We start from the raw sequence: 21,418 nt of genomic DNA, 5'->3' as shown, positions 1-21,418 counted from the left end.
GACGGCCCACCCGCCGGCCGGTCTCCCCTGGCCGCGTGATCCGCGGCCGCGCAGAAGGAGTCAGTGTTGAGAGACAGTTCCTCCCACAGACGCACCTCCCACACGACGCGTCGTCACACCACGCACCGCCGGGCCGCCGCCGTCGCCCTCGTCGGCGTCTCCGCCCTGATCGCCGCGGCCGTCCAGAGCGGCGCCGCCACCGCAGCCCCGGAGAAGGCACCGTCGGCCGCGGGCAAGGTCATACCGGGCGCCGAGTCCGTCAAGCTCTCCCCCGCCCAGCGCGCCGCGCTGATACGCGAGGCCAACGCCACCAAGGCGGACACCGCGAAGGACCTGGGCCTCGGTGCCAAGGAGAAGCTGGTCGTCCGTGACGTCGTCAAGGACGGCAACGGCACGGTCCACACCCGCTACGAGCGGACCTACGACGGCCTGCCCGTCCTCGGCGGCGACCTCGTCGTCGAGACGGCCAAGTCGGGCGCGACCGAGGCCGTCACCAAGGCCACCCGCGCCGCCATCAAGCCGGCCACCACCACGGCCGCCGTGCCCGCGGCCAAGGCCGAGAAGCAGGCGCTGGCCGCCGCGAAGGCGGAGGACGCCAAGAGCCCCGACGTCAACCGGGCGCCCCGCAAGGTGATCTGGGCCGCGAACGGCAAGCCGACCGTGGCGTACGAGACGGTCGTCGGCGGCTTCCAGCACGACGGCACCCCGCAGGAACTGCACGTCGTCACCGACGCCACCACCGGCGCGAAGCTGTACGAGTGGGAGGCGATCGAGACCGGCACCGGCAACACGGTGTACAGCGGCACGGTCACCCTCACCACCACCCAGTCCGGGTCGACGTACAACCTCACGGACGGCGCGCGCGGCGGGCACAAGACGTACAACCTGAACCGCGGCACGTCCGGCACCGGCACTCTCTTCTCCGGCTCCGACGACGTCTGGGGCAACGGCAGCCCGTCCAACCTGGAGTCGGCCGGCGCCGACGCCCACTACGGCGCGCAGCTGACCTGGGACTACTACAAGAACGTGCACGGGCGTTCGGGTATCCGCGGCGACGGCGTCGGCGCGTACTCCCGGGTCCACTACGGCAACAACTACGTCAACGCGTTCTGGTCCGACAGCTGCTTCTGCATGACGTACGGCGACGGCTCGGGCAACACCAACCCGCTGACGTCGATCGACGTGGCCGCGCACGAGATGACCCACGGGCTCACCTCCAACACCGCGGGCCTGAACTACTCCGGCGAGTCCGGCGGTCTGAACGAGGCCACCTCCGACATCTTCGGCTCGACCGTCGAGTTCTACGCCAACAACTCCTCCGACGTCGGTGACTACCTCATCGGCGAGGAGATCAACATCAACGGCGACGGCACCCCGCTGCGCTACATGGACAGGCCGAGCCAGGACGGCTCGTCGAAGGACGCCTGGTACTCGGGCATCGGCTCGATCGACGTGCACTACTCGTCGGGCCCCGCCAACCACTTCTTCTACCTCCTGTCCGAGGGCAGCGGCACCAAGACCATCAACGGTGTCACCTACAACTCGCCCACCTCGGACGGTCTTCCGGTCACCGGCATCGGCCGGGACAAGGCGGAGAAGATCTGGTTCCGCGCGCTGACCACCAAGTTCACCTCCACGACCAACTACGCGGGCGCCCGCACCGGCTCCCTGGCCGCGGCCGGTGAGCTGTACGGCACCACGAGCGCCGAGTACAAGGCGGTGCAGGACGCCTGGGCGGGCGTCAACGTGGGCACGCGCTCCGACGGCGGTGGCGGCGGTGGCGGTACGTCCTTCGAGAGCGGAACCGACGTATCGATTCCGGACAACGGGGCGGCCGTGACGTCCCCGATCACCGTCTCCGGCCGGACCGGAAACGCGCCGTCCAACCTCCAGGTCGCCGTGGACATCGTCCACACCTACATCGGTGACCTCCAGGTGCAGCTGGTCGCCCCCGACGGCACGGCGTACACGCTGAAGGGGTACGGCACCGGCGGCAGCTCGGACAACCTCAACACCACGTACACGGTGAACGCGTCCTCCGAAGTGGCCAACGGCGTCTGGCAGTTGCGCGTCCAGGACAACGCGGCCATCGACACCGGTTACATCAACAGCTGGAAGCTCACCTTCCCGTAGGCCCGTTCGCGGTCTGCCCAGGACAGGGCGCCGTCCCGGTGGGTTCAACTCCCGCCGGGGCGGCGCCCGTTCACATTTCAGAAACATTTACCGGACAGTCGAGTTTTGGCCAACATCACTACACCCTCCTGACATGTACGCGCCCCGGGTGTCACTCTTCCTCCACCCGCCGCACAAGCACCACTGCACCTCCCCCACAAAAGGAGCTCGTGTGACCCCCCTCTACGCGCGTCACAAGCGCACCACTCTGGCCATCGCCACCGCCGTGGCGGCCGGAGCCCTGCTCACCACCGGTCTGACCACCGGCACTTCGGCGGCCGCCCCCGTGGACGCAGGCACCAAGGCCACCCCGCTCGCCACCCCGGTCGCGCTCGCCCCCGCGGCGCGCACCGCGCTCATCAAGGACCAGCAGGCCGGGGCCGCCGAGACCGCCGACGCGATAGGCCTCGGCGCCCAGGAGAGACTGGTCGTCAAGGACGTCGTCAAGGACGCCGACGGCACGGTCCACACCCGCTACGAGCGCACCTACGCGGACCTGCCCGTCCTCGGCGGCGACCTCGTCGTCCACGAGTCGGCGTCCGGCGCCGCCAAGGGCGTCACCAAGGCGACGAAGGCCACCATCAAGGTCGCCTCGCTCAAGCCGGCCATCACCGCGGCCAAGGCCGAGGGCCAGGCCGTGAAGCTGGCCAAGGCGGCCGGCTCGGAGAAGACCGAGGCGGACCAGGCGCCCCGCAAGGTGATCTGGGCGGCCGACGGCAAGCCGACCCTGGCGTACGAGACGATCGTCGGCGGCCTCCAGGAGGACGGCACCCCGAACGAGCTGCACGTCATCACCGACGCCGCCACCGGCAAGAAGCTGTACGAGTACCAGGGCATCGAGACCGGCAGCGGCAAGAGCCTCTACTCGGGCACGGTCACCCTCGGCACGACCCTGTCGGGCTCGACGTACAACCTCACCGACGGCGGGCGCGGCGGCCACAAGACGTACAACAAGGCCCGCAGCACCAGCTCCTCCGCGGGCACGCTGTTCACCGACGCGGACGACACGTGGGGCACCGGCGCCGCCTCCAGCTCCTCCAGCGACCAGACGGCCGCCGTCGACGCCGCCTACGGCGCCCAGGTCACCTGGGACTTCTACAAGAACACCTTCGGCCGCAGCGGCATCAAGAACGACGGCAAGGCCGCCTACTCCCGCGTCCACTACGGCAACGCGTACGTCAACGCGTTCTGGGACGACAGCTGCTTCTGCATGACGTACGGCGACGGCGAGGGCAACACCAAGCCCCTGACCTCGCTCGACGTGGCCGGCCACGAGATGACGCACGGCGTCACCTCGAACACGGCGGGCCTGAACTACTCCGGCGAGTCGGGCGGCCTGAACGAGGCCACCTCCGACATCTTCGGCACGGCGGTGGAGTTCTACGCGGCGAACTCCAGCGACGTCGGCGACTACCTCATCGGCGAGAAGATCGACATCAACGGCGACGGCACCCCGCTGCGCTACATGGACAAGCCGAGCAAGGACGGCTCGTCCGCCGACGCCTGGTCCTCCTCGCTGGGCGGCCTGGACGTCCACTACTCCTCGGGCCCGGCGAACCACTTCTTCTACCTCCTCTCGGAGGGCAGCGGCGCCAAGACGATCAACGGGGTGAGCTACAACTCCCCGACGTCCAACGGCTCCACGGTCACGGGCATCGGCCGCGCCAAGGCCGCCGCGATCTGGTACAAGGCCCTGACCGAGTACATGACGTCGACGACCAAGTACTCCGGCGCCCGTACGGCCACGCTGAACGCGGCGTCGGCACTGTACGGCGGCACCAGCAGCACGGAGTACAAGGCGGTGGCGGCCGCGTGGTCGGCGGTCAACGTCAGCTGACGCAGATGTAGTTGGCTGGGCGGCACCCGGGACGAAGGCATCCCCGGGTGCCGCCTTACGCTTGGGACCCATGTCCTTCACGTACGACGACGTCGGCGCGACCCGTGAGCCCGGCTTCTGCCCGCCCGGCTTCCACCCCCTGCACGTACGCACCCGCATAGGCGAGGGCGAGCACGTGCTCCGCAGAGCCGCCGACGCGGTCATGACCTGGGAGATGCACCGCGCGATGGGCGTCGGCATAGACGCGTCGGCAGACCGCGCGGCCCCCGACGTCGACGTCACGGTCACCCTCGCCGGCATGATCAAGGCGCCGTGCCGGGTGGTGTGGACGGTGGAGGAGCAGCGGCGCATCGGCTGGGCGTACGGGACGCTTTCCGGTCATCCCGAGTGCGGCGAGGAGTCCTTCATCGTGGACCGCACGGGGGACGGCACGGTGTGGCTGACGGTGAACGCGTTCAGCCGGGGGGCGAAGTGGTACGCGCGGGCGGGGGGACCGGCCACCCGGGGATTGCAGCACGCTTACGCGCGGCGGTGCGGGGTGGTGTTGCGGCGGTTGTGCGGTGGGAGTGAGGCGGGCTAGGAGGCCAGGGTAGCGGAACTGCTCACAGTCCGGGGACGAGCCTGACCACGGTCACAGTCAGTACGGACCCCGAGACGTAATACAGCACGATGGCACCGAGCACCGTTGCCTCACGCCGATCCCGCTCGCCTCTGACGGCGGTCGAGCCGTGTCCGTACGGATCGCGGCCGATGGTCCCGTCCACGGCCGCCCTGAACGTGTCGGCGTTCCGCATCTTGGCCAAAGCGCCGTCGGCGGGTGGCGCGTAGGTGATGCGGTAGCTCAAGCGACGCCCCGCCTTTCAGCCTCGTCCGCTGCGATGCGCTGCAGCAGCGCATCGGCCTCCGGATCGGGAACGGCTTCCAGCATCCAGTGCCGCATGACGGCGTGGATCTCATGCACTCCCGCCCCATTGATGGCTCGATCGAATTCCTCGCGCTGTTCCTCCGGGAGAGCCGAGCGGATGTCGGGGATGCTGTTGGGAACCTCGACCTCGACGCCGCCGACGAAGGTCTTCAACGGTTCGGCCATAGTTGTCCTCCTTGGTGGCTGAGCTTCGCAGGCGTCACGGTAGTCGGCGGGGGCGGCCCGCCGTACGACATCCAGCTCGCACCACACGGACTTGCCGACGGCCAGCTCGCTCACGCCCCAGCGGTCGGCAACCTCGCGCACGATGAGCAGGCCCCGTCCGAACATGTCGTCCTCCGTCGCGACACGCGGGCTCGGCAGTAACTCCCCCTTCGGGTCGGCGACGTCGATGCGTACCGCTCGCTCCGTGAGAGTGAGCTCCACCCGGAAGAACCGGTCGCGCAGGCAGCCATGCAGTACGGCGTTGCCTCCAAGCTCCGAGACCAACAGGGCGACATCGGCGGCTAGTTCAGGGTGGCCCCAGTGAGTGAGGAGGCGATGGGCGCGGCGGCGGGCCAGGGCAACGCTCTTCGGAAACGGGGTGCAGTCGAGGCGGTCGTACTGGAGCGGGGCTTCGGACACTTTGGGCGCGACCATGTCGCTCACCTCCGAGCAGGGGAAGGCAACGTAAGCCATCAACTGACGTCGCTCTACGAGCAGTTCGTCACCGAAGGTAGGGGTCGCCTCCAAAGCAGGCAACCTCCTCTCGGATAAATTCCTCCGGAAGGGGTTTGCGTGTCTCATCCCCACCGGGCCAGACTGACGCTGCACCAACGCCAGGAGGAGCATCAGCGTGACCGCAGATCAGCCGACGCAGGGCAACAGCATCTCCACCGTCCTGGGCCGCCGACTGGGCGGCGAACTCATCAAGTTGCGCACTGCGGCGGGCCTGACACAGACGCATGCTGCCAAGGTCCTCAGCGCCTCCACGACGAAGGTCGCGAAGATGGAGCGCGGTTGGGTACCCATACGTGACCCGGACATCCGGGCCTTGTGCGAGCTGTACCGCGTCCACGACCCTGGCGTTGTAGGCGGCCTACTGGAGTTGGCCAGGGTCGACCGCGAGCGCCGTAAGGCGAAGGGCTGGTGGGACGACTTCACCATCCCGGGTGTCATGCAGGAGTACGTCGCACTGGAGAGTGCCGCGACGAGCATCAAGACGTGGCAGCCGGCCTTCATCCCAGGACTCCTCCAAACGCCGGAGTACGTGAGGGCGTTGAGGGAGAGCCCCGCGGCCAAAATGACGAAGAGCCCCGAGCCGGATGACAAGTTCATCGCGGCTCGACTCGCTCGCCAGCGTCGCTTCTACGACGACCCACCGCTGTCGTTGCGAGTGGTGATCTACGAGGCGGTTCTCCGCAACTTCCCTGGCGGCGCCGCGACTGCCAGAGGCCAACTCGAAGAGTTGGTGAGGGTGGCCGACCTTCCGAGTGTGGACCTGCGAATCTTCCCTTTCGCCGCCGGTACGCACTCGGGACTCAACGGCTCGTTCAACATCATCTCGTTTGCCGCTCCCGGAGCCATGGACGTCGTGTACGTGGAGGCTCCCTTCGCCCAGCGATGGGTGGAGGGTGGACAGGCCGCAGCTGCCTACGATGAGCTATTCGAGAAGATCGCCGAATGCTCGCTCGACGAGCGGGAGTCGGTGCCCTTCCTCCACAAGCTACGCAAGGAGCTGTGAGCCGTGACCGAATTCAAATACCGCAAGTCCAGCTACAGCGACGACGCGGCCGAGTGCGTCGAAGTCGCCACCAACATCCCCACCACCATCGCCATACGCGACTCCAAGCAGATCGATGGCCCTAACATAAGCATCCGAGCCGCGACATGGATGGTATTCCAAGCAGCAATCTCAAATGACTGCCTCTGAGACCGCGTTTGAGATCTCAGCGCGCAACGCCAGCGTGATCGGAATCCCGGTTGACCTGTGGTGAACGATGAGGGCGTGATCTCCAAGGAACGCGCCGTCGAGCTCGTCGAGTCGCTGTTGGCCGCAGAGCGGCTGACATGGGCGGGGCCGGTCCGTGAGCTGGCCGTCTGCGACGTGGAGGAGCACGCGGTCGGCTGGCTCGTCTTCTGGAACTCGGCGGAGTACGCCCGCACTCGTGATCCGCGCGACAACCTCGTTGGCAGCGGCCCTTACCTGGTGGACCGGTACGACGGGAGCATCCACCACATCCCCACCACCACGTGGATAGCCGAGGACTGGGAGGAGCTCTACCTCCGGCAGATCAAGGGCGTCAGGGCGCCTGACCCGCTGGCCGCCTCGGTCCGCGCGCTGGTGAACTCCGCAGGAGTTGTGGCCGCGATGAGCCACCTCCGAAAGCGGGCACCGCGCATGAGCCTGCAGGAGGCAAGGACCTACGTCATGGCCGTCCGGGACGGAGCCGAGCCGTCGGAAGAGCTGGCGAACCTCACCCGGGAAAAGGAGAACTGTCCGCCTCTGTCTATCGAAACGCTGGCTGGCCCTGACCAGTAGCAGTCTTGTCGAGGGGCCGAGGCCCAGACCGTGTCGCTGGTCCACGGCGGGTGAGTCGACGGACCATGATGCCGATCATCGCCCAGCGGACCATGGTCTCCGAACGCGCCGGGCTCGCCTCGTAGTCACGTGCCAGGCGCCGGTTGGCGGTGATCCACGGCAGCGTGCGCTCGATTGCCCACCGCTTCGGTTGTACTTGAAAGCCTCGCTGGTCACGGCCCTTGCGGACAATCTCCAGCTCGCGGCCGAGGATCCGGGTGGCCCAGTCCACCAGGCGGCCGGCGAAGCCCTGGTCGGCCCAGACCTTCCGCACGCTTGGATGGTCGAGGCGGGTCCACAGCAGTGGGCGTTTTCCGCCGTCGCGGTCCTGCACGTTCGCGGCGACCACGTGGACAGCCAGGAGCAGACCGAGCGTGTCGGTCACGAGGAACCGCTTGCGGCCCTTGACCTTCTTGCCCGCATCGAAACCCCTGGTGGCCGCAGGGACGGTGTCGGCGGTGCGCACGGACTGCGAGTCGATCAGTCCCGCGCTCGGTGCGGCGCCGCGGCCTTCGGCCTCGCGGACCCGACCGCGAAGGGCGTCGTGGATCCGCTCGACCGTCCCGTCGTCGTGCCACCACGTGAAGTACCAGTACACCGTGGGCCATGGCGCGAAGTCCTTCGGTAGCTGCCGCCAAGCGCACCCGGTCCGCACAACGTAGAAGATCGCGTCCACGATCCGCCGCCGTGGATGCTTCTCCCGCCGGCCGCCTTTCGGGCCCACCCTTGCGAGCGGCAGCAACGGCTCGACAAGCGCCCACTGCTCATCCGTCAGGTCGGACGGATACCCACCCCCAGCAGCATTCACATGAGACTCAACGACCACCTGAGCCACTAGACACCACAGATCTCAAACACGGTCTGAGTCAGAGCGTATGGGAAGCGCACGACTGCCCTCCATGAACACGATTTCTACTCCAAAATAGAAGTTTCCTTGGTCGCCGGATCTGACGGCCGACGGCCAAGGAACATCCAGAACATCACCGCCTCAGGAATATCGCACCTCACCATCGATCGACCGATAAGGCATTTTGACTATCTGACAGAAACGAGCCTGTCCATGACCTCTTCGGGAATGGAGTAATACTGGAAGAGGCCAGCCATGCAGACCACTCCCTACCAGAAGTCGAAATGCAACGGCGCAGGCTCGAACGGTGTCGAGGTAGCCATTCCCGCCAGCGTGCTGTAGTACGCGGCCACGACCAAAAGGCGGTCATTTGCGACTGCGGGGCTACTTAGCTAAGAGGGTAGGTCGGAAACCGTGTAGCCGGTTAGCCCAAGCGCGTCAATTGCGGGAAGAATTCTGGCTAGATACCATTCAAAGTCGACATAGCCGTCAGCATCCCGCCGATAGACAGTGTCCACCCTCGGATCCAATGAAAGCCTTTGCCCGGCAGACAGTACAAGGAAAGAGCCTCCGACACCTGTCGCCTGCCAGGTGAGGATTACCGCGCAGGCCCCGTGGGACTGGCGAGCGAGCTCCATTTCTTCAATAACCACAAGGTCAGCACCGACGCCCTTATTCTCCCAATCGGTCATGTCTGACTCCACGAGATAGCTGATAATCCCGCCGTCATCCAGTTTCCAACCACCCTGCACGAGCGATCCGATAAGGTCCGGGATCGACAGCCTATCGGCGAACTCGAATTTAATGCTGACGTACCTGCTCAACTCACCCTCCTTGCCACACGCGCCGGAGGGATGCCCGCGAGCATCCCTCCGGAATCCATCTACCTACCAACTAACCCTTACCCTCGCGGAATAACTTCCCACTCAAACCCCTTCTTCAGGAAGTAATTCTGAAGGTTCTGCGGGACCGGATTTTCCGAGATTACCCGGAAGTCTGCATCATTCTCGGTCGCGATCCGGCGAGACTCGCCAAGTTTCGACTTGAATCTGAGCATCTCGTCGGGATCGCTACTAAGGCGGTCCCAATATTTTCCGCTCTTCGCTTCATACCACACCTCCCGAGCCGACCCTTCGGGAGTGTAGCGTCCATCGAATTGCCTTTTCCCCACTTTGAACCCGGGCTTCCCGTCCGGCCCTGGTTTGCCGCCGAGGCGCTTCATCAGAGACACCTCGTAAGCGTCACCACTCAGTTGCTGCAGGCGCCCCTTGGAGACCGCAGCCCCTGGCTCATTCGCATCCTTGGGCCCGGGACGACCGCCAGCGCCGACGCCTTCCGGTCCTACTGCGACCAGAATATCCTCGCAGGGGTACCCTGGATTGCATACGGGCCCCTCGAGTAGATTCCTTATTGCTTCCCTGAAGCTCCACTCTGGTTGGGGACCATAGAGCCATGAATCACCATTGTTTCCGAGATTCAGGTGAACGTCGACATTTCCGATGCAATGACCGTAGGCGCAGGCGAGCACTTGTCCATCGCCGCTCGTGAGCGTCTGACCGTGGCTGTCCACCTCGGCGGTACCGCTGGTGTTGTCGACGGTCTCGATGGGTTGCCCATTGCCCGGTGTCCCGTCAGGGTGCGTCGGGCAAGCTGGAAATTCTCCCCCGCAGGCCAGCCCCATACCGGTCGGGTCGGACTCGGTGATTGGGCTCTGAGCACCGTAACTGTAGCCATTGAGAGTCTGGTGCCTGTCGACCTCAAGCAGGGGGTCAACGCTGATGAATTGACCCATCGCCGGATCGTACTCGCGCGCTCCCACATGCGTGAGCCCTGTCGAGTCATCCGCCGGCTTGCCCAGGAACGCCTTGTCGTCCGGCCAGGCAGTCGCCTTCGTGCCACGCGTCGCGCCGAACGGTGTGCTGTAGCGCTTCGTAATCGCGTACGTACTCGAGTCGAGGGCGATGCTCGACGTGCCGTGGTGATCGGCGGCCAGGAAGCTGAGCTTCGTACCCGATGTGCCCGACGTGGCGGTACGCACGGCGATCGTCTGGCCGAGCCGTACTTGCGCTCAACGTAGGACGAGGTGAGGTCGAAACCCTCGCCGATCTGGCTGCCCTGGTTGTTCGTCGTGGCGGTGCGTCCGTCAATGCTTCCGGAGTCGTACGCGATCGTCAGATCGGGCGTGGGACCGGCCGCGGCCGGCGGTACCCGCACGGGATACGACCACGTGAAGCTGCCTGAAGAGCCACCCGCCTCCCAGGTGGAGGAGGCAGACAACGGGGTGGCCTTGTAGTCACCGCCACCGGGCTTCGTGCCTGCGGCCAGGGCCAGCACCATCGGCTGCGGTGAGGAAGTGGACGGAGCGAAGGACAACGTCGACGAGAGCGTCGTGGTGCGGCGTGCATTGGTGAACCGAAGCGTCTTCGGGGTCCGGCACTTTCCCTTGGAAGAGTCGTCGAGGAGGCATGCCGGGAACTGCACCATTTGCAGACGGCCTGCCCAGTCGGCTCCGTAGGCGGAGGCGAAGGCGGAGTAGTCGATGCCCAGGCGGGCGCTTCCGCCGCTCTTCGGGCCGGTGACCGTGAGGGCCACGCCTCTGATGCCAAGCTTGCGAGTGGTCTTCTGGTCGAGGACCTGGATCTTGACCTTGTCCGCGGTGCTCGGCCTCTTCTTGCCCTTGTCAGGCAGGGGTGGTGAGAGAGTGAGGGGCAGTTCGCCGGGTCTGGCCTTGGCGGTTCTCGCGGTAGACAGAGACAGTGTCGCTGTGCCACGGGTCGGCCATGTGACGTCTTGTTTCTGGGCGGCTCGAGCCCGTTTCACAGCTGCCTCGTCGGCCGCGGCGGACTCGGCCACGATTTCCGCGTTCTTCTTGTTCACCCTCACCGTCCAGGGCGAGACCTTGGCGGCGTGCTGCGCCTTCAGGTTCGGCTCACCCAGCGGATCGCTGTCCGCGGCGAAGGCCACCGGGGTCAGCAGACCCGGCACCAGAGCGAGGGCGGTCGCCGACGCGATCCGCCGAATCCAGGCAGGGCAGCCAGGTACTGTACGGCGGCCCGGTCGCGGCAGGTGGGAGGCGAACTTGTTCATCACACGTCTCCTCGCGTGCGCCCCAGGCCGATGGCTGGGGCGCACGTCGTCAAGGTCCGAAGAATGTGGTTGGTCGTAGAACTGCGCGGATGCAGCCGACCGGTCAGGTCGATAGCTGCGCGATCTGGCTGTTCACCTGGCCGGCCGTCATCGCGCCAACCCACACCCGCAGCTTCGCCAGATCACCCGGTAGGTAGTGGCCGGTGATGGCGTTCGCAGACCCGCGTCCTGCCGACAAGGTGCCCGCACCCTGCTGCGCCGCGGACAGGCCGGGATCGTCCTCGCCCTGCTGCACGAACGGACCGACATACAGCTGCGCCACGCCAAAGCGCTGAGTTCCGTCGTCAGCAGCGAAGTCCTGTGTGGCGTCGAATACTCCGGTTACATCGACCCAGGTGTTGAACTCCCGATCACCGACCGGTTCCTGTGCCGGAGCGAGAGCGGTGTCGACGACCTTCCCGGCGGAGTCGACTGCGGTGCGTCCGAACTTCCACTGATAGACGCCGTCCGCGACCTTCTCCACCCACAGCCCCCACGACGACTCCTTCCCCACTGCCGTCGCCTGAGCAGCCACCATCCCCCGATAGCCGACCGGTTTGCCTTCCAGCAGTGCCTTGTTCAGCCGCACTCGGGCCGAGACGGTGAAGGAGCCCGTTTCGTCGACGACCGGCCCGGCCACCGATGCGTATCCCGCCGCGCCGTCCAACACGAGCGCGGTGGCATCGTCACCGGTCAAGCGTGCGCCCGAGGCCGAGAGCGCCATCCCTCCGCGGCCGTAGGGGAATGTCGTGCTGGTCGGGTTGTCGGGATCTTCCGGGCTTTCGGCGACCTGACTTCCCGAGGAAATGGTGGCGTCCCAATGCGCGACCAGTTCGTTGGCCGGCAAGCTGTCCGTCTCGAGGCGGTCCTCCCCTCGGACCTGCTCCGGGCTGCGGGCGTCCTGCCACACGGCCACCTCATCCAGCAGTCCGAAGAAGTGGTCCACACCCGCCCCGGCCGTCAGGGAGCGGCCGAACTGTAGCCCACCGGTTGCCGCCCAGGGCTCGTACGTGGCCGCCTCATTCGCCAGCACCACGGGACTGCCCTGTGGCTGCCCGTTGACGAACAACTGGATGGTGTCGTTGTTCTTGTCCGTGTCGCTCTGGGTGTCGAACACCCCCACCAGATGCGTCCAGACATTCAGCGGCGGGTTGGCCGCATCAGCGAAGGAACGGATGAACACAGGCCCTGCCTGGTCCCTGTCCGCCCGGTTGAAGACCCACTTCTTGTATGCGGCCGAGTAGTACAGCGCGAACGCCGTGGTCCTGGTACCCGCCTGCGCGAGCACGACTCGGTTGGCCGATGCATTGGTCAGGTACACCCAGGCAGAGACAGTGAAAGAGTCCTGGGTGTTCACGGCGGGCGATGTGGTGGCCGCGTATCCGGTCTGCTGAGCCGGAACACTCGTGTCGTCGTTCAGGCGCAGCGAATAGTCGCCCGGCCCCCTTCGGGCCCTCGTCGAACCGCCGGTACCCGCCTCGCCGACCAAGGTTGCGTGGTGACGCACGCCCACGGTGGCAGTGTCCGCCGCTGTCATGGCGCCGGAACCCGGCTTGAGCTCACCGAAGTGCCAGCGCCCACTCGCCTCCGGAGCCAAGCCCACCTTGAACGTGAAGTAGGCCGGCGGCCCCCAGCGCACGCGCCCGCCCTTGTCGAGCTTGAGATCACTGGCCTCGACCGACAGCGTCTGCGTGCCCGCCAGACCAGGCTTGACATCGGTGGCAGTGACCGGGGCGTTGGTCGTCTTCGCCGGCACCGTCTTGGTGGCGTCGGCTTTGCTGCTCATGAACCGCCAGCGGTAGGCCTCCACATCGCGATCAGCGGCGTTCGGCCCGAAGGTGAAGGAACCGGCGACACCCGGGCCGCCGTGCGGGTCGCAGGCGTTGGCCAGACACTCGGTGTACGGCGCGTTGGACGTGATGGTCGGCGTCTTGGGAGCTGTGGAGTCGATCCGCAGGTAGCACCATGACGAGTACGGGGAGAACAGGTCGCCGGATTTGCCGTTGTAGCTCCAGTGCGACTGGGTGCGGGCCCGGAACCGGTACAGGCCGCCGTCCGCCCGCTTGGTGGTCGTCACCTTCTCCAGAGTGCCGTCCGGGTCCCAGCCTGAGTCCGGCTTGTAGTCGCTCCACACCTGCGACCAGGTCCCCGATGTCGTGTCCGTACTGGAGCGCTGCATCACGAACTCGGCCTGCAGGTAGCCTTCTTCCTCTCCCTGATGCTGCTCGACCTTCGTCTGCACCCGGGCCTGGAGGGTCGGCGTGTCCACCGTCACCGTCAACGGGTCTGATGCCGGGCGGCACGTAGCTGTGGTCCCCGTGCCGGGAATCGCGCCTACCGAGGTGGGAACGCCCGGCGTGTGCACGTACCAGACCTTCAGCTCGGCGTTGTTGTCGAACCTCTTCCAGGCCCTCGGCTCGCTCTCGTCCTTGGCTCGCAGCATCAACGTCAGCCGGGGGAACTTGCCGGCCGCGAAGGCCCGGACCGTTGAGGTGAGGTTCTCGTCCGACTCATCCGGGTTGTCATTGAACTCGACCCACGTGTCGGGTTGTTCGGGGTTGCAGAGATCACCGCGGCCCGCCGACACGTATCGGTCGCCCATCTGGTCCAGCTGATCGGGGCCCGGCCAGACAGTGCCTTCGGTGATGTTGTCGGTGCGCTCCAGATCCACCCAGTAGGGGGTGCAATTGAAGGACCACGTCTCACGAGCGCGAAACGTCGCGTCCAGCACATGCTTGCCGGCCAGCGCGCCCGGGCCGAACTCAAAGTACATGCGGTCGGTGTAGCCGCCGGTGCTGCACGCGTACCCGTCGGCGACACCACAACGGCCCACGCCCTTGGGCTCGCTGAACTTCCAGAACTTGTCGCCGTCCGACGACAGCTTCGTCCACTCCGAGACGCCCAGTCCCACCGAGGGATCGATGAACACCGGGTAGACGGTCTCCTTGCCGCGCAACAGGTCCAGGTCCGGGTGGACCGACACCGCGCCCTCGCCCACGGTCACGGGAAGGTCCGCCGTGACGTCACCCTCCCCAGGGTGAGCCGGATCGTCACTGGTGTCCTGCTCGGTCTGAGCTTCCTCGGCGGCCGTCGACAGGAACCGGGTCTGGAGCCCCGCGGTTTCCGTTCCCGATGAATCCCACATCTGGCTAGCAGGTCCGCGGAATACAGCGTTGCCGTCTGCGTCAACGGCCCGCAATCCGCCGCCCTCGCCAGGCGCCACGCTGAGGCCGTCTCCGGTTGCGGTCAGCTTGATCTTCTCCAATTCGGGGCTTGCCGCCGCTTCGGCCGTCTTGACCACCAGCACCTCGCGGTAGCCCTCGGCCTCCGCCGTCATCTGCAAGTCCACGCCCTTGATGGGCACGTCGGCATAGGTGGCCATGGCGCCGTCCAGGACCGGCTCGGGCAGGGAGGTGGGCCAGCCGAGCTTCAGTTCCTGCCCGTCCCGCCCCAGCCTCAGCAACCCCGAGCCGCTGCCGCCACCGGAGAACGACATGTCGACGACAGCCGACTTGGGCCCCACACTGCCGTCCGAACGCTTCTCGAGCGTGACGTCGATGTCCTTCCACGCGCCGTCCTCGGCCCGGGCACGCTGCGGCTGCGTCGACTGCGTGAGGGTGAAGGTGCCATCCGGGTTGGCGACCGTGCTGCTGTACTCGGTGCGCGCCGCGGTCACTTCGACTGGCTCCCCCGTGGCTGCCGCACGCTCAGAAGCGGATTGCTCGGTCAGTACGGATTGCGGTTCTGCGGCCTGGGCCTCGCCAGAGGCCACGATGGTCACGGCCGGAAGGAGCGACAGCAACGCCGCTAGAACAGAAACGCCTCCGACCGCACAATGTGTCCCGCTTCTTCGGACACGGGCACGACGAATCCCCCGCTTCAACCCCACGACCCCACCCCGTAGTTACAGATTGTTCACAGGTGGAGCGAGTTAATGTTCCCTTTATCTTTCGCGTCAATGTGATTTGGATTACACGCCTGCGGGGCAAGCGGGTCACCGACCAGGGAAAATGACACAACATGCCCAATATGCGCATGGCGTCATCGAGGCACTGGCGGACACGATCAGTAATCGCGAGTTGAAATGCAGTGAACGTAATCAGCCACTCCCGCGAGAGGCACTCAAGCGCATGTTCTGGATCATTTGACGGCTATCCGCCAAGGCGGAATCCAAAACCGCCAGACAATTCGACAGAACAGAACTAAGGGCTGTCCCGTAACCCTCAAGGGGCGAGCGACAGCCCCGTGGCTACGGGAGCCTCAGTTTTCGTTTTGTCCCTCTGATACGGCGCGCTCACGCACCTGCGCTTCGGAAGCTGCCAGCCACTCGTCCACCACGTCGTGGGCTTCATCCAGGGCCGGATCGCGTCTCCCATCGTGTGCGTAGGCCGGGGACCGATCCGCGCGCAGCGGCAAGTGAGCGCAGTACCAAGCGCGCTTGGCGCCTGCTCGCTCTGCGTCCGTGCCTGAGCGGAGGTAGTCGAGCAGTGCCGTCATTACCCTGCGGCGTCCGAATGTGTAGAGCGCCGGCTCGACGAACCAGCGGCAGAAGCTCGGGTCTGGGTCATAGACGGCCGCGGCCATCAACGGAGCGAAGAGCTCTTCGGGCAGGCTGGCGCGTTCGAGTAGTGGCCTGCGTACCGCGTGGGCCAGGTGCCGCGCGCGTTGATCTTCCGGCACGTCGGCCACGTCACCGAGGTCCAGCAGTTGGGCCACCTCGGCTGCGGATGACAGGAATGAACGTGCTGCTGCCTCGTTGCGGTCGTCATCGGTCATGACAGAATTCTGGACCGTCCAACGGTCGTCAGGCACCGCGATGTTGGTGGCTGATCCACGCATCATGGCTGGTTGCTCAGCTGCCTCTTCCCGGATGAAACGATCACGTTGTGGCTGGTGTGATCACGGCGTCGGTGCCGTCCTGGATAGAGCCCTTCACCGGGCTGACCCCGCGCTGTTTCGGCAAGTTGGTAGCCGAGGTACGACGCGCACGGGGCGCAGATCAACAGCGCGGTCGCCCTTGGAGTCTGGCCCTGGAGGACCGCATCCTGCTGGTCACGGCTTATTGGCGCACGAACTTGACGATGCGACAGCTTGCCCCGCTGTTTGGGGTCTCCAAGTCGGCCGCAGACCGGATCATCGACCACCTCGGTCCGCTGCTGGCGCTCAGGCAGCGGAAGCGGTTCCGCAAGAACACCGTGCTCATAGTCGACGGCACCCTGGTGCCCACCCGCGATCACACGGTGGCCGAGCAGTCGAAGAACTACCGCTATTCCACAGCCCATCAGGTGGTCATCGACGCCGACACTCGCCTGGTCGTCGTGGTCGGCCAACCCGTGCCGGGCAACCGGCACGATTCGCGCGGCTGGGAAGAGTCCGGCGCCAAGGCCGCCGTCGGCAAGACGATGACCATCGCCGACGGCGGCTACCAGGGCACCGGATTGGTCATTCCACACCGCCGCCGCAAGGGCGAAGAACTCCCGGCATGGAAAGAGGAAAACAACCGCTCGCACAAGCAGGTCCGCGCACGCGTCGAGCACGCCTTCGCCCGCATGAAGGGCTGGAAGATCCTGCGCGACTGCCGCCTCAAAGGCGACGGCGTCCACCACGCCATGCTCGGCATCGCCCACCTGCATAACCTCACCCTCGCCGGATAGGCGAACCAGCCGGAGCAGCCGACCTTGCCCCTCCCAACTCCAAGATCGTTACGGGACAGCCCTTAGGTCGGCGGCAGGACTCTCCCACCTGCCGCTGGTTACACGCTGCATCCGAATGACGGCGGGGAGGGCGGTTACCGCATCAACACCCCCGCCCCCTCCCCCACCCCCTCAGAAGGCACCGCCACCAACCCCAACTCCGCGCCGGACGCCAGCAACCGATGCGCCGGAAGAATCCGGACCGTATACCCGTACGGCCCCGTCCGGTCCAAGGCGAGCGGTCCCTCGTACACCCAGCGCCCCTCCGCGTCCGGGCTCCCCGCCGACTTCAGCGGCACCGTCGACGCGTCCGCGATGCGGTCCTCGGAGTCCACCCGTCCCGAGACCGCCTGGACCTCGACGTCGTCCGGCCCGAGGTCGCCCAGGCCCACCCGCACCCGGAGGCTGAGCGTGGAGCCGAGTTCCGCGGTGGGGGTCGCGGCGGACGTCTCCACGTGGTCGACCGTGACGCCGTGCCAGGCCGAACGCACCCGTGCCTTCCAACCCGCCAGCTCGCGCGCCGCGTCCGGTGTCATCGCGCGGTGGGCGTGCGCGGCCGGGGTGTAGAGGCGCTCGACGTATTCGCGGACCATCCTGCCCGCCAGGACCTTCGGGCCGAGCAGCGTCAGGGTCTGGCGGACCATCTCGATCCAGCGGTCCGGCAGGCCGCCCTCGCCGCGCTCGTAGAAGCGGGGCGTGACGCGTTGTTCCAGCAGGTCGTACAGCGCCGCCGCCTCTATGTCGTCGCGGTGGTCCGGGTCCGTGCCGGTGCCGTCCGCGGTGGGGATGGCCCAGCCGAAGTCCGGCTGGAACCACTCGTCCCACCAGCCGTCCAGCACCGACAGATTCAGGCACCCGTTCAGGGCCGCCTTCATGCCGGAGGTGCCGCACGCCTCCAACGGCCTGAGCGGGTTGTTCAGCCAGATGTCGCAGCCGGGGTACAGCTTCTGCGCCATCGCCATGCCGTAGTCCGGGAGGAAGACGATGCGGTGCCGCACCCGCGGGTCGTCGGTGAACCTCACCAACTCCTGGACCAGGCGCTTTCCGCCGTCGTCCGCCGGGTGCGCCTTGCCCGCCACCACGATCTGGATCGGCCGCTCGGGGTGCAGGAGCAGGTCCATCAGGCGGTCGCGGTCGCGGAGCATCAGCGTGAGGCGCTTGTACGACGGGACGCGGCGCGCGAAGCCGATCGTCAGGACGTCGGGGTCCAGGACGCCGTCGATCCAGCCCAGCTCGGCCGTCCCGGCGCCGCGTTGCCGCCAGGAGGCGCGCAGCCGGTCCCGTACCTCCGTCACCAGCTGCTCGCGCAGGTTGCGGCGCAGCTCCCAGATGTCCTGGTCGGGGATCTCCGCGACCGCGTCCCAGCGGTCCGAGCCGCCGACGGTCATCGCGTCCTCGGTGCGCCGGCCGCCGATCTGGCGGGCGCCGAGGCGGAAGACCTCGGGGGCGACCCAGGTCGGGGCGTGGACGCCGTTGGTGACCGAGGTGATGGGCACCTCGTCCGGGTCGAATCCCGGCCACAGGCCCGAGAACATCTCGCGGCTGACGTTGCCGTGGAGCAGCGAGACGCCGTTCGCCCGCTGGCCCAGGCGCAGGCCCATCACCGCCATGTTGAAGAGGTTGGGTTCGCCGCCGGGGTAGGTCTCCATGCCGAGCTGGAGGACGCGCTCGACGTCGATGGTCGGGAGTTCGGCGTCGGGGCCGAAGTGGTGGGCGACCAGCTCGCGGTCGAAGCGGTCGATGCCGGCCGGGACGGGGGTGTGGGTGGTGAAGACCGTGCCGGCGCGGACCGCCTCCAGCGCCGAGTCGAAGTCCAGTCCCTCAGCACACAGTTCCGCGATGCGCTCCAGGCCCAGGAATCCCGCGTGGCCCTCGTTGGTGTGGAAGACCTCGGGGGTCGGGTGGCCGGTCAGGCGGCAGTACGTCCGGACCGCCCGTACTCCTCCTATACCCAGCAGCATTTCCTGCAGCAGGCGGTGCTCGCTGCCGCCGCCGTACAGGCGGTCGGTCACGCCGCGTTCGCCGAGGTCGTTCTCCTCGACGTCCGAGTCGAGCATCAGCAGGGGGACACGGCCCACCTGGGCGAGCCAGACGCGGGCGTGCAGCTGCCTGCCGCCGGGCAGGGCGAGGGAGATCTGGGTGGGGGTGCCGTCGGGTTCCTTCAGGAGGGCCACCGGCAGCTCGTTGGGGTCCAGTACCGGGTAGTGCTCCTGCTGCCAGCCGTCGCGGGACAGGGTCTGCCGGAAGTATCCGTGCCGGTACAGCAGCCCCACCCCGATGAGGGGGACACCGAGGTCGCTGGCCGCCTTGAGGTGGTCGCCGGCGAGGATGCCGAGGCCGCCGGAGTACTGGGGCAGGGCGGCCGTGATGCCGAACTCGGGGGAGAAGTAGGCGACGGCGGCGGGGAGTCCGGCGGGCCGGCCCTGGTACCAGCGCTCGCCGGAGACGTAGTCGTCGAGGTCACCGGCGGCCGCGGTGAGCCGGCGCAGGAACCGGCGGTCCTCGGCCAGCTCCGCGAGCCGCCCGGGCGACACGCTGCCCAGCAGCCGTACGGGGTCGTTGCCCGAGGCGGCCCAGCACTCGGGGTCCACGGACTGGAAGAGATCGCGGGTCTCCGCATGCCAGGACCAGCGCAGGTTGCGCGCCAGATCGCTGAGGGGCCGGAGGGGTTCGGGGAGAACTGGACGGACGGTGAATCGACGGATCGCCTTCACGGTTCCACCTCGGGCAGCGCGTGGCAGGGGACACACGGCGGTGTGGGTCCCGTCATCGACCCCGACGGTATCGGTATGCGGGGCTTCGTCACCACGGTGCGTTTTTGCGACTGTCAAGGAGGTAGGACGGAGCACCTTCGTCCGAAAGTAACCGCAACCTTTACAGATCCACCACGGAAGATATGGCCGATTCCGCCCCCGTAGGCGTCCTTGTGGCGGCTTCTCACGGCACGAGAGGCTGACCGTGGCGCACCGGTCCACGTCGGGTGCACCCGGCGGACCAGGGCCGCCGTGCGCCGAGTTGAGGAGGGGACTCACACCATGGCACGGACGCGTATACGGCGTCTGCGCTGGGCCGGTGGCCTGACCGCGGTGACCTGTGTCGCCGCGCTTTCGGCCACCACCATGCCCGCGCACGCCGCACCGGAGGGGCAGATACTCGGCGCCGGAGACCCCGGCTCCGTCAGCGGCAGTTACCTGGTGACACTCAAGGGGGGAACGAAGGCTCCGTCGGCGGCCGGAAAGAGCCTCGCCGAGAAGTACGGGGCGAAAATCAGCCACACCTACGGCACGGTCCTCAACGGGTACGCCGTCCGGGCCGACGAGAGACAGGCCAAGCGACTCGCAGCCGACTCCCGCGTCGCGTCGGTCGTCCAGGACACCCGCGTGATGCGGGCCCACACACAGAAGAACCCGCCGTCCTGGGGGCTCGACCGCATCGACCAGCGCAACCTGCCGCTGGACAAGAGCTACACCTGGCCCGAGTCCGCGGGCGCCGGAGTGACGGTGTACGTGATCGACACCGGCATCCGCATCTCGCACAAGGACTTCGGCGGCCGGGCGAGTTACGGCTGGGACTTCGTCGGCAACGACAGGACCGCGAGCGACGGCAACGGCCACGGCACCCATGTCGCCGGCACGGTCGCGGGCGGCCGGTACGGCGTCGCCAAGAACGCCAAGCTCGTCGCCGTACGCGTCCTCGACAACGCCGGCAGCGGAACCACGGCCCAGGTCATCGCGGGCATCGACTGGGTGACCAAGCACGCGAAGAAGCCCGCGGTCGCCAACGTCAGCCTCGGCGGCTACCGCAACACGCAGCTGGACGCCGCCGTACGCAACTCCATCGCGTCCGGCGTCACCTACACGGTCGCGGCGGGCAACGACGGGCTGCCGGCCGGCCTGTACTCCCCCGCGGCGGTGAAGGAGGCCATCACCGTGGGCGCGACGGACAACAAGGACGCGCGGGCGAGCTTCTCCAACTTCGGCTCGGTCCTGGACCTGTTCGCCCCGGGCGTCGCGATCACCTCCGCGTCGTACGCGAGCGACACCGGCAAGGCGACCTTCTCCGGTACGTCGATGGCGTCGCCGCACGCGGCGGGCGTGGCCGCGCTCTATCTGGCCGACCATCCCAAGGCCGGGCCCGCACAGGTGTCCAAGGCGCTGGTGGCCCAGGCGGTGTCCGGCAAGGTCTCCGGCCGGGGGCTCGGCTCACCGGACAAACTCCTGCAAGTACCGGGCTCGTAGCGTCTGTTGTCGGCCAAGTG

At 67.1% G+C, this 21,418-nt stretch carries 16 protein-coding genes and 1 pseudogene; 8 read left to right on the top strand and 9 right to left on the bottom strand.

Features of this window, described 5'->3' with window-relative positions; translation table 11 throughout:
• Positions 1 to 66 precede the first annotated feature (66 nt).
• From PBV52_RS33650 to PBV52_RS33640, 3 genes are all read left to right on the top strand, one after another.
• The gene (locus PBV52_RS33650) at positions 67 to 2,133 is read left to right on the top strand and encodes a M4 family metallopeptidase (RefSeq protein WP_274243497.1); all 2,067 of its coding nucleotides are present in this window, start codon (positions 67 to 69) and stop codon (positions 2,131 to 2,133) included.
• A 211-nt stretch (positions 2,134 to 2,344) separates the two neighbouring features.
• Positions 2,345 to 4,009, top strand: a complete 1,665-nt coding sequence (locus PBV52_RS33645) for a M4 family metallopeptidase (protein WP_274243496.1) — start codon at positions 2,345 to 2,347, stop codon at positions 4,007 to 4,009.
• A gap of 70 nt (positions 4,010 to 4,079) precedes the next feature.
• A complete protein-coding gene (locus PBV52_RS33640) occupies positions 4,080 to 4,589 on the top strand; it encodes a DUF1990 domain-containing protein (protein ID WP_274243495.1) in 510 nt (169 codons plus the stop codon).
• Between the two features lie 22 nt (positions 4,590 to 4,611).
• Here PBV52_RS33640 and PBV52_RS33635 read toward each other — a convergent pair whose 3' ends face one another.
• The 3 genes and pseudogenes from PBV52_RS33635 to PBV52_RS33625 form a co-directional block, all read right to left on the bottom strand.
• Entirely contained in the window at positions 4,612 to 4,854 is a 243-nt protein-coding gene (locus PBV52_RS33635) for a hypothetical protein (RefSeq protein WP_274243494.1), read from the bottom strand.
• Positions 4,851 to 5,099, bottom strand: coding sequence for a hypothetical protein (locus PBV52_RS33630; RefSeq protein ID WP_274249765.1), 249 nt, complete (start codon positions 5,097 to 5,099; stop codon positions 4,851 to 4,853). The genes PBV52_RS33635 and PBV52_RS33630 overlap by 4 nt, the downstream gene beginning before the upstream one ends.
• A 117-nt stretch (positions 5,100 to 5,216) precedes the next feature.
• Positions 5,217 to 5,573 (bottom strand): annotated as a pseudogene (locus PBV52_RS33625) (ATP-binding protein); the annotation flags it as partial.
• A gap of 196 nt (positions 5,574 to 5,769) precedes the next feature.
• Here PBV52_RS33625 and PBV52_RS33620 point away from each other — a divergent pair.
• The 3 genes from PBV52_RS33620 to PBV52_RS33610 all read left to right on the top strand — a co-directional run bounded on the left by PBV52_RS33620 (position 5,770) and on the right by PBV52_RS33610 (position 7,455).
• Positions 5,770 to 6,657 carry a helix-turn-helix transcriptional regulator gene (locus PBV52_RS33620; protein ID WP_274243493.1) on the top strand — a complete coding sequence of 296 codons (888 nt, stop codon included), beginning with the start codon at positions 5,770 to 5,772 and terminating at the stop codon, positions 6,655 to 6,657.
• A 3-nt stretch (positions 6,658 to 6,660) separates the two neighbouring features.
• Positions 6,661 to 6,846 (top strand): DUF397 domain-containing protein, encoded by a 186-nt coding sequence (locus PBV52_RS33615; protein WP_274243492.1) that lies wholly within the window; start codon positions 6,661 to 6,663, stop codon positions 6,844 to 6,846.
• Between the two features lie 75 nt (positions 6,847 to 6,921).
• Entirely contained in the window at positions 6,922 to 7,455 is a 534-nt protein-coding gene (locus PBV52_RS33610; protein ID WP_274243491.1) for a YrhB domain-containing protein, read from the top strand.
• Here the strand turns inward: PBV52_RS33610 and PBV52_RS33605 are convergent.
• From PBV52_RS33605 to PBV52_RS33585, 5 genes are all read right to left on the bottom strand, one after another.
• Complete coding sequence (locus tag PBV52_RS33605; RefSeq protein ID WP_275946817.1) at positions 7,424 to 8,341, bottom strand: IS5 family transposase; 918 nt, start codon at positions 8,339 to 8,341, stop codon at positions 7,424 to 7,426. The two genes, PBV52_RS33610 and PBV52_RS33605, sit on opposite strands and share 32 nt — an antisense overlap.
• A 392-nt stretch (positions 8,342 to 8,733) precedes the next feature.
• A complete protein-coding gene (locus tag PBV52_RS33600; protein WP_274243490.1) occupies positions 8,734 to 9,165 on the bottom strand; it encodes a hypothetical protein in 432 nt (143 codons plus the stop codon).
• Between the two features lie 77 nt (positions 9,166 to 9,242).
• Positions 9,243 to 10,379 carry an RHS repeat domain-containing protein gene (locus PBV52_RS33595; RefSeq protein ID WP_274243489.1) on the bottom strand — a complete coding sequence of 379 codons (1,137 nt, stop codon included), beginning with the start codon at positions 10,377 to 10,379 and terminating at the stop codon, positions 9,243 to 9,245.
• Between the two features lie 1,152 nt (positions 10,380 to 11,531).
• Positions 11,532 to 14,240, bottom strand: coding sequence for a LamG domain-containing protein (locus PBV52_RS33590; RefSeq protein WP_274249763.1), 2,709 nt, complete (start codon positions 14,238 to 14,240; stop codon positions 11,532 to 11,534).
• A gap of 1,487 nt (positions 14,241 to 15,727) precedes the next feature.
• Entirely contained in the window at positions 15,728 to 16,243 is a 516-nt protein-coding gene (locus PBV52_RS33585; protein WP_274243488.1) for a hypothetical protein, read from the bottom strand.
• Positions 16,244 to 16,353: 110 nt separating this feature from the next.
• On the opposite strand from PBV52_RS33585, the gene PBV52_RS33580 reads away from it, so the two are divergent.
• Complete coding sequence (locus tag PBV52_RS33580; RefSeq protein WP_274243487.1) at positions 16,354 to 17,121, top strand: transposase; 768 nt, start codon at positions 16,354 to 16,356, stop codon at positions 17,119 to 17,121.
• A gap of 134 nt (positions 17,122 to 17,255) precedes the next feature.
• Here PBV52_RS33580 and PBV52_RS33575 read toward each other — a convergent pair whose 3' ends face one another.
• On the bottom strand, positions 17,256 to 19,874 hold the full coding sequence (locus tag PBV52_RS33575) for a glycosyltransferase family 1 protein (RefSeq protein ID WP_274243486.1): 2,619 nt from the start codon (positions 19,872 to 19,874) through the stop codon (positions 17,256 to 17,258).
• A 321-nt stretch (positions 19,875 to 20,195) separates the two neighbouring features.
• Here PBV52_RS33575 and PBV52_RS33570 point away from each other — a divergent pair, with 321 nt between their 5' ends.
• Positions 20,196 to 21,398, top strand: a complete 1,203-nt coding sequence (locus PBV52_RS33570) for a S8 family peptidase (RefSeq protein ID WP_274243485.1) — start codon at positions 20,196 to 20,198, stop codon at positions 21,396 to 21,398.
• Positions 21,399 to 21,418: the final 20 nt, after the last annotated feature.

Source organism: Streptomyces sp. T12, from assembly GCF_028736035.1.
Taxonomy (GTDB): domain Bacteria; phylum Actinomycetota; class Actinomycetes; order Streptomycetales; family Streptomycetaceae; genus Streptomyces.
This window is presented reverse-complemented; position numbering and strand designations above follow the sequence as displayed.

Bases quoted from the DNA above. Each gene is read 5' to 3' on its own strand.
- PBV52_RS33640 (WP_274243495.1), top strand. From the start codon at position 4,080: ATGTCCTTCACGTACGACGACGTCGGCGCGACCCGTGAGCCCGGCTTC.
- PBV52_RS33585 (WP_274243488.1), bottom strand. From the start codon at position 16,243: ATGACCGATGACGACCGCAACGAGGCAGCAGCACGTTCATTCCTGTCA.
- PBV52_RS33590 (WP_274249763.1), bottom strand. From the start codon at position 14,240: ATGTACTTTGAGTTCGGCCCGGGCGCGCTGGCCGGCAAGCATGTGCTG.
- PBV52_RS33570 (WP_274243485.1), top strand. From the start codon at position 20,196: ATGGCACGGACGCGTATACGGCGTCTGCGCTGGGCCGGTGGCCTGACC.
- PBV52_RS33630 (WP_274249765.1), bottom strand. From the start codon at position 5,099: ATGGCCGAACCGTTGAAGACCTTCGTCGGCGGCGTCGAGGTCGAGGTT.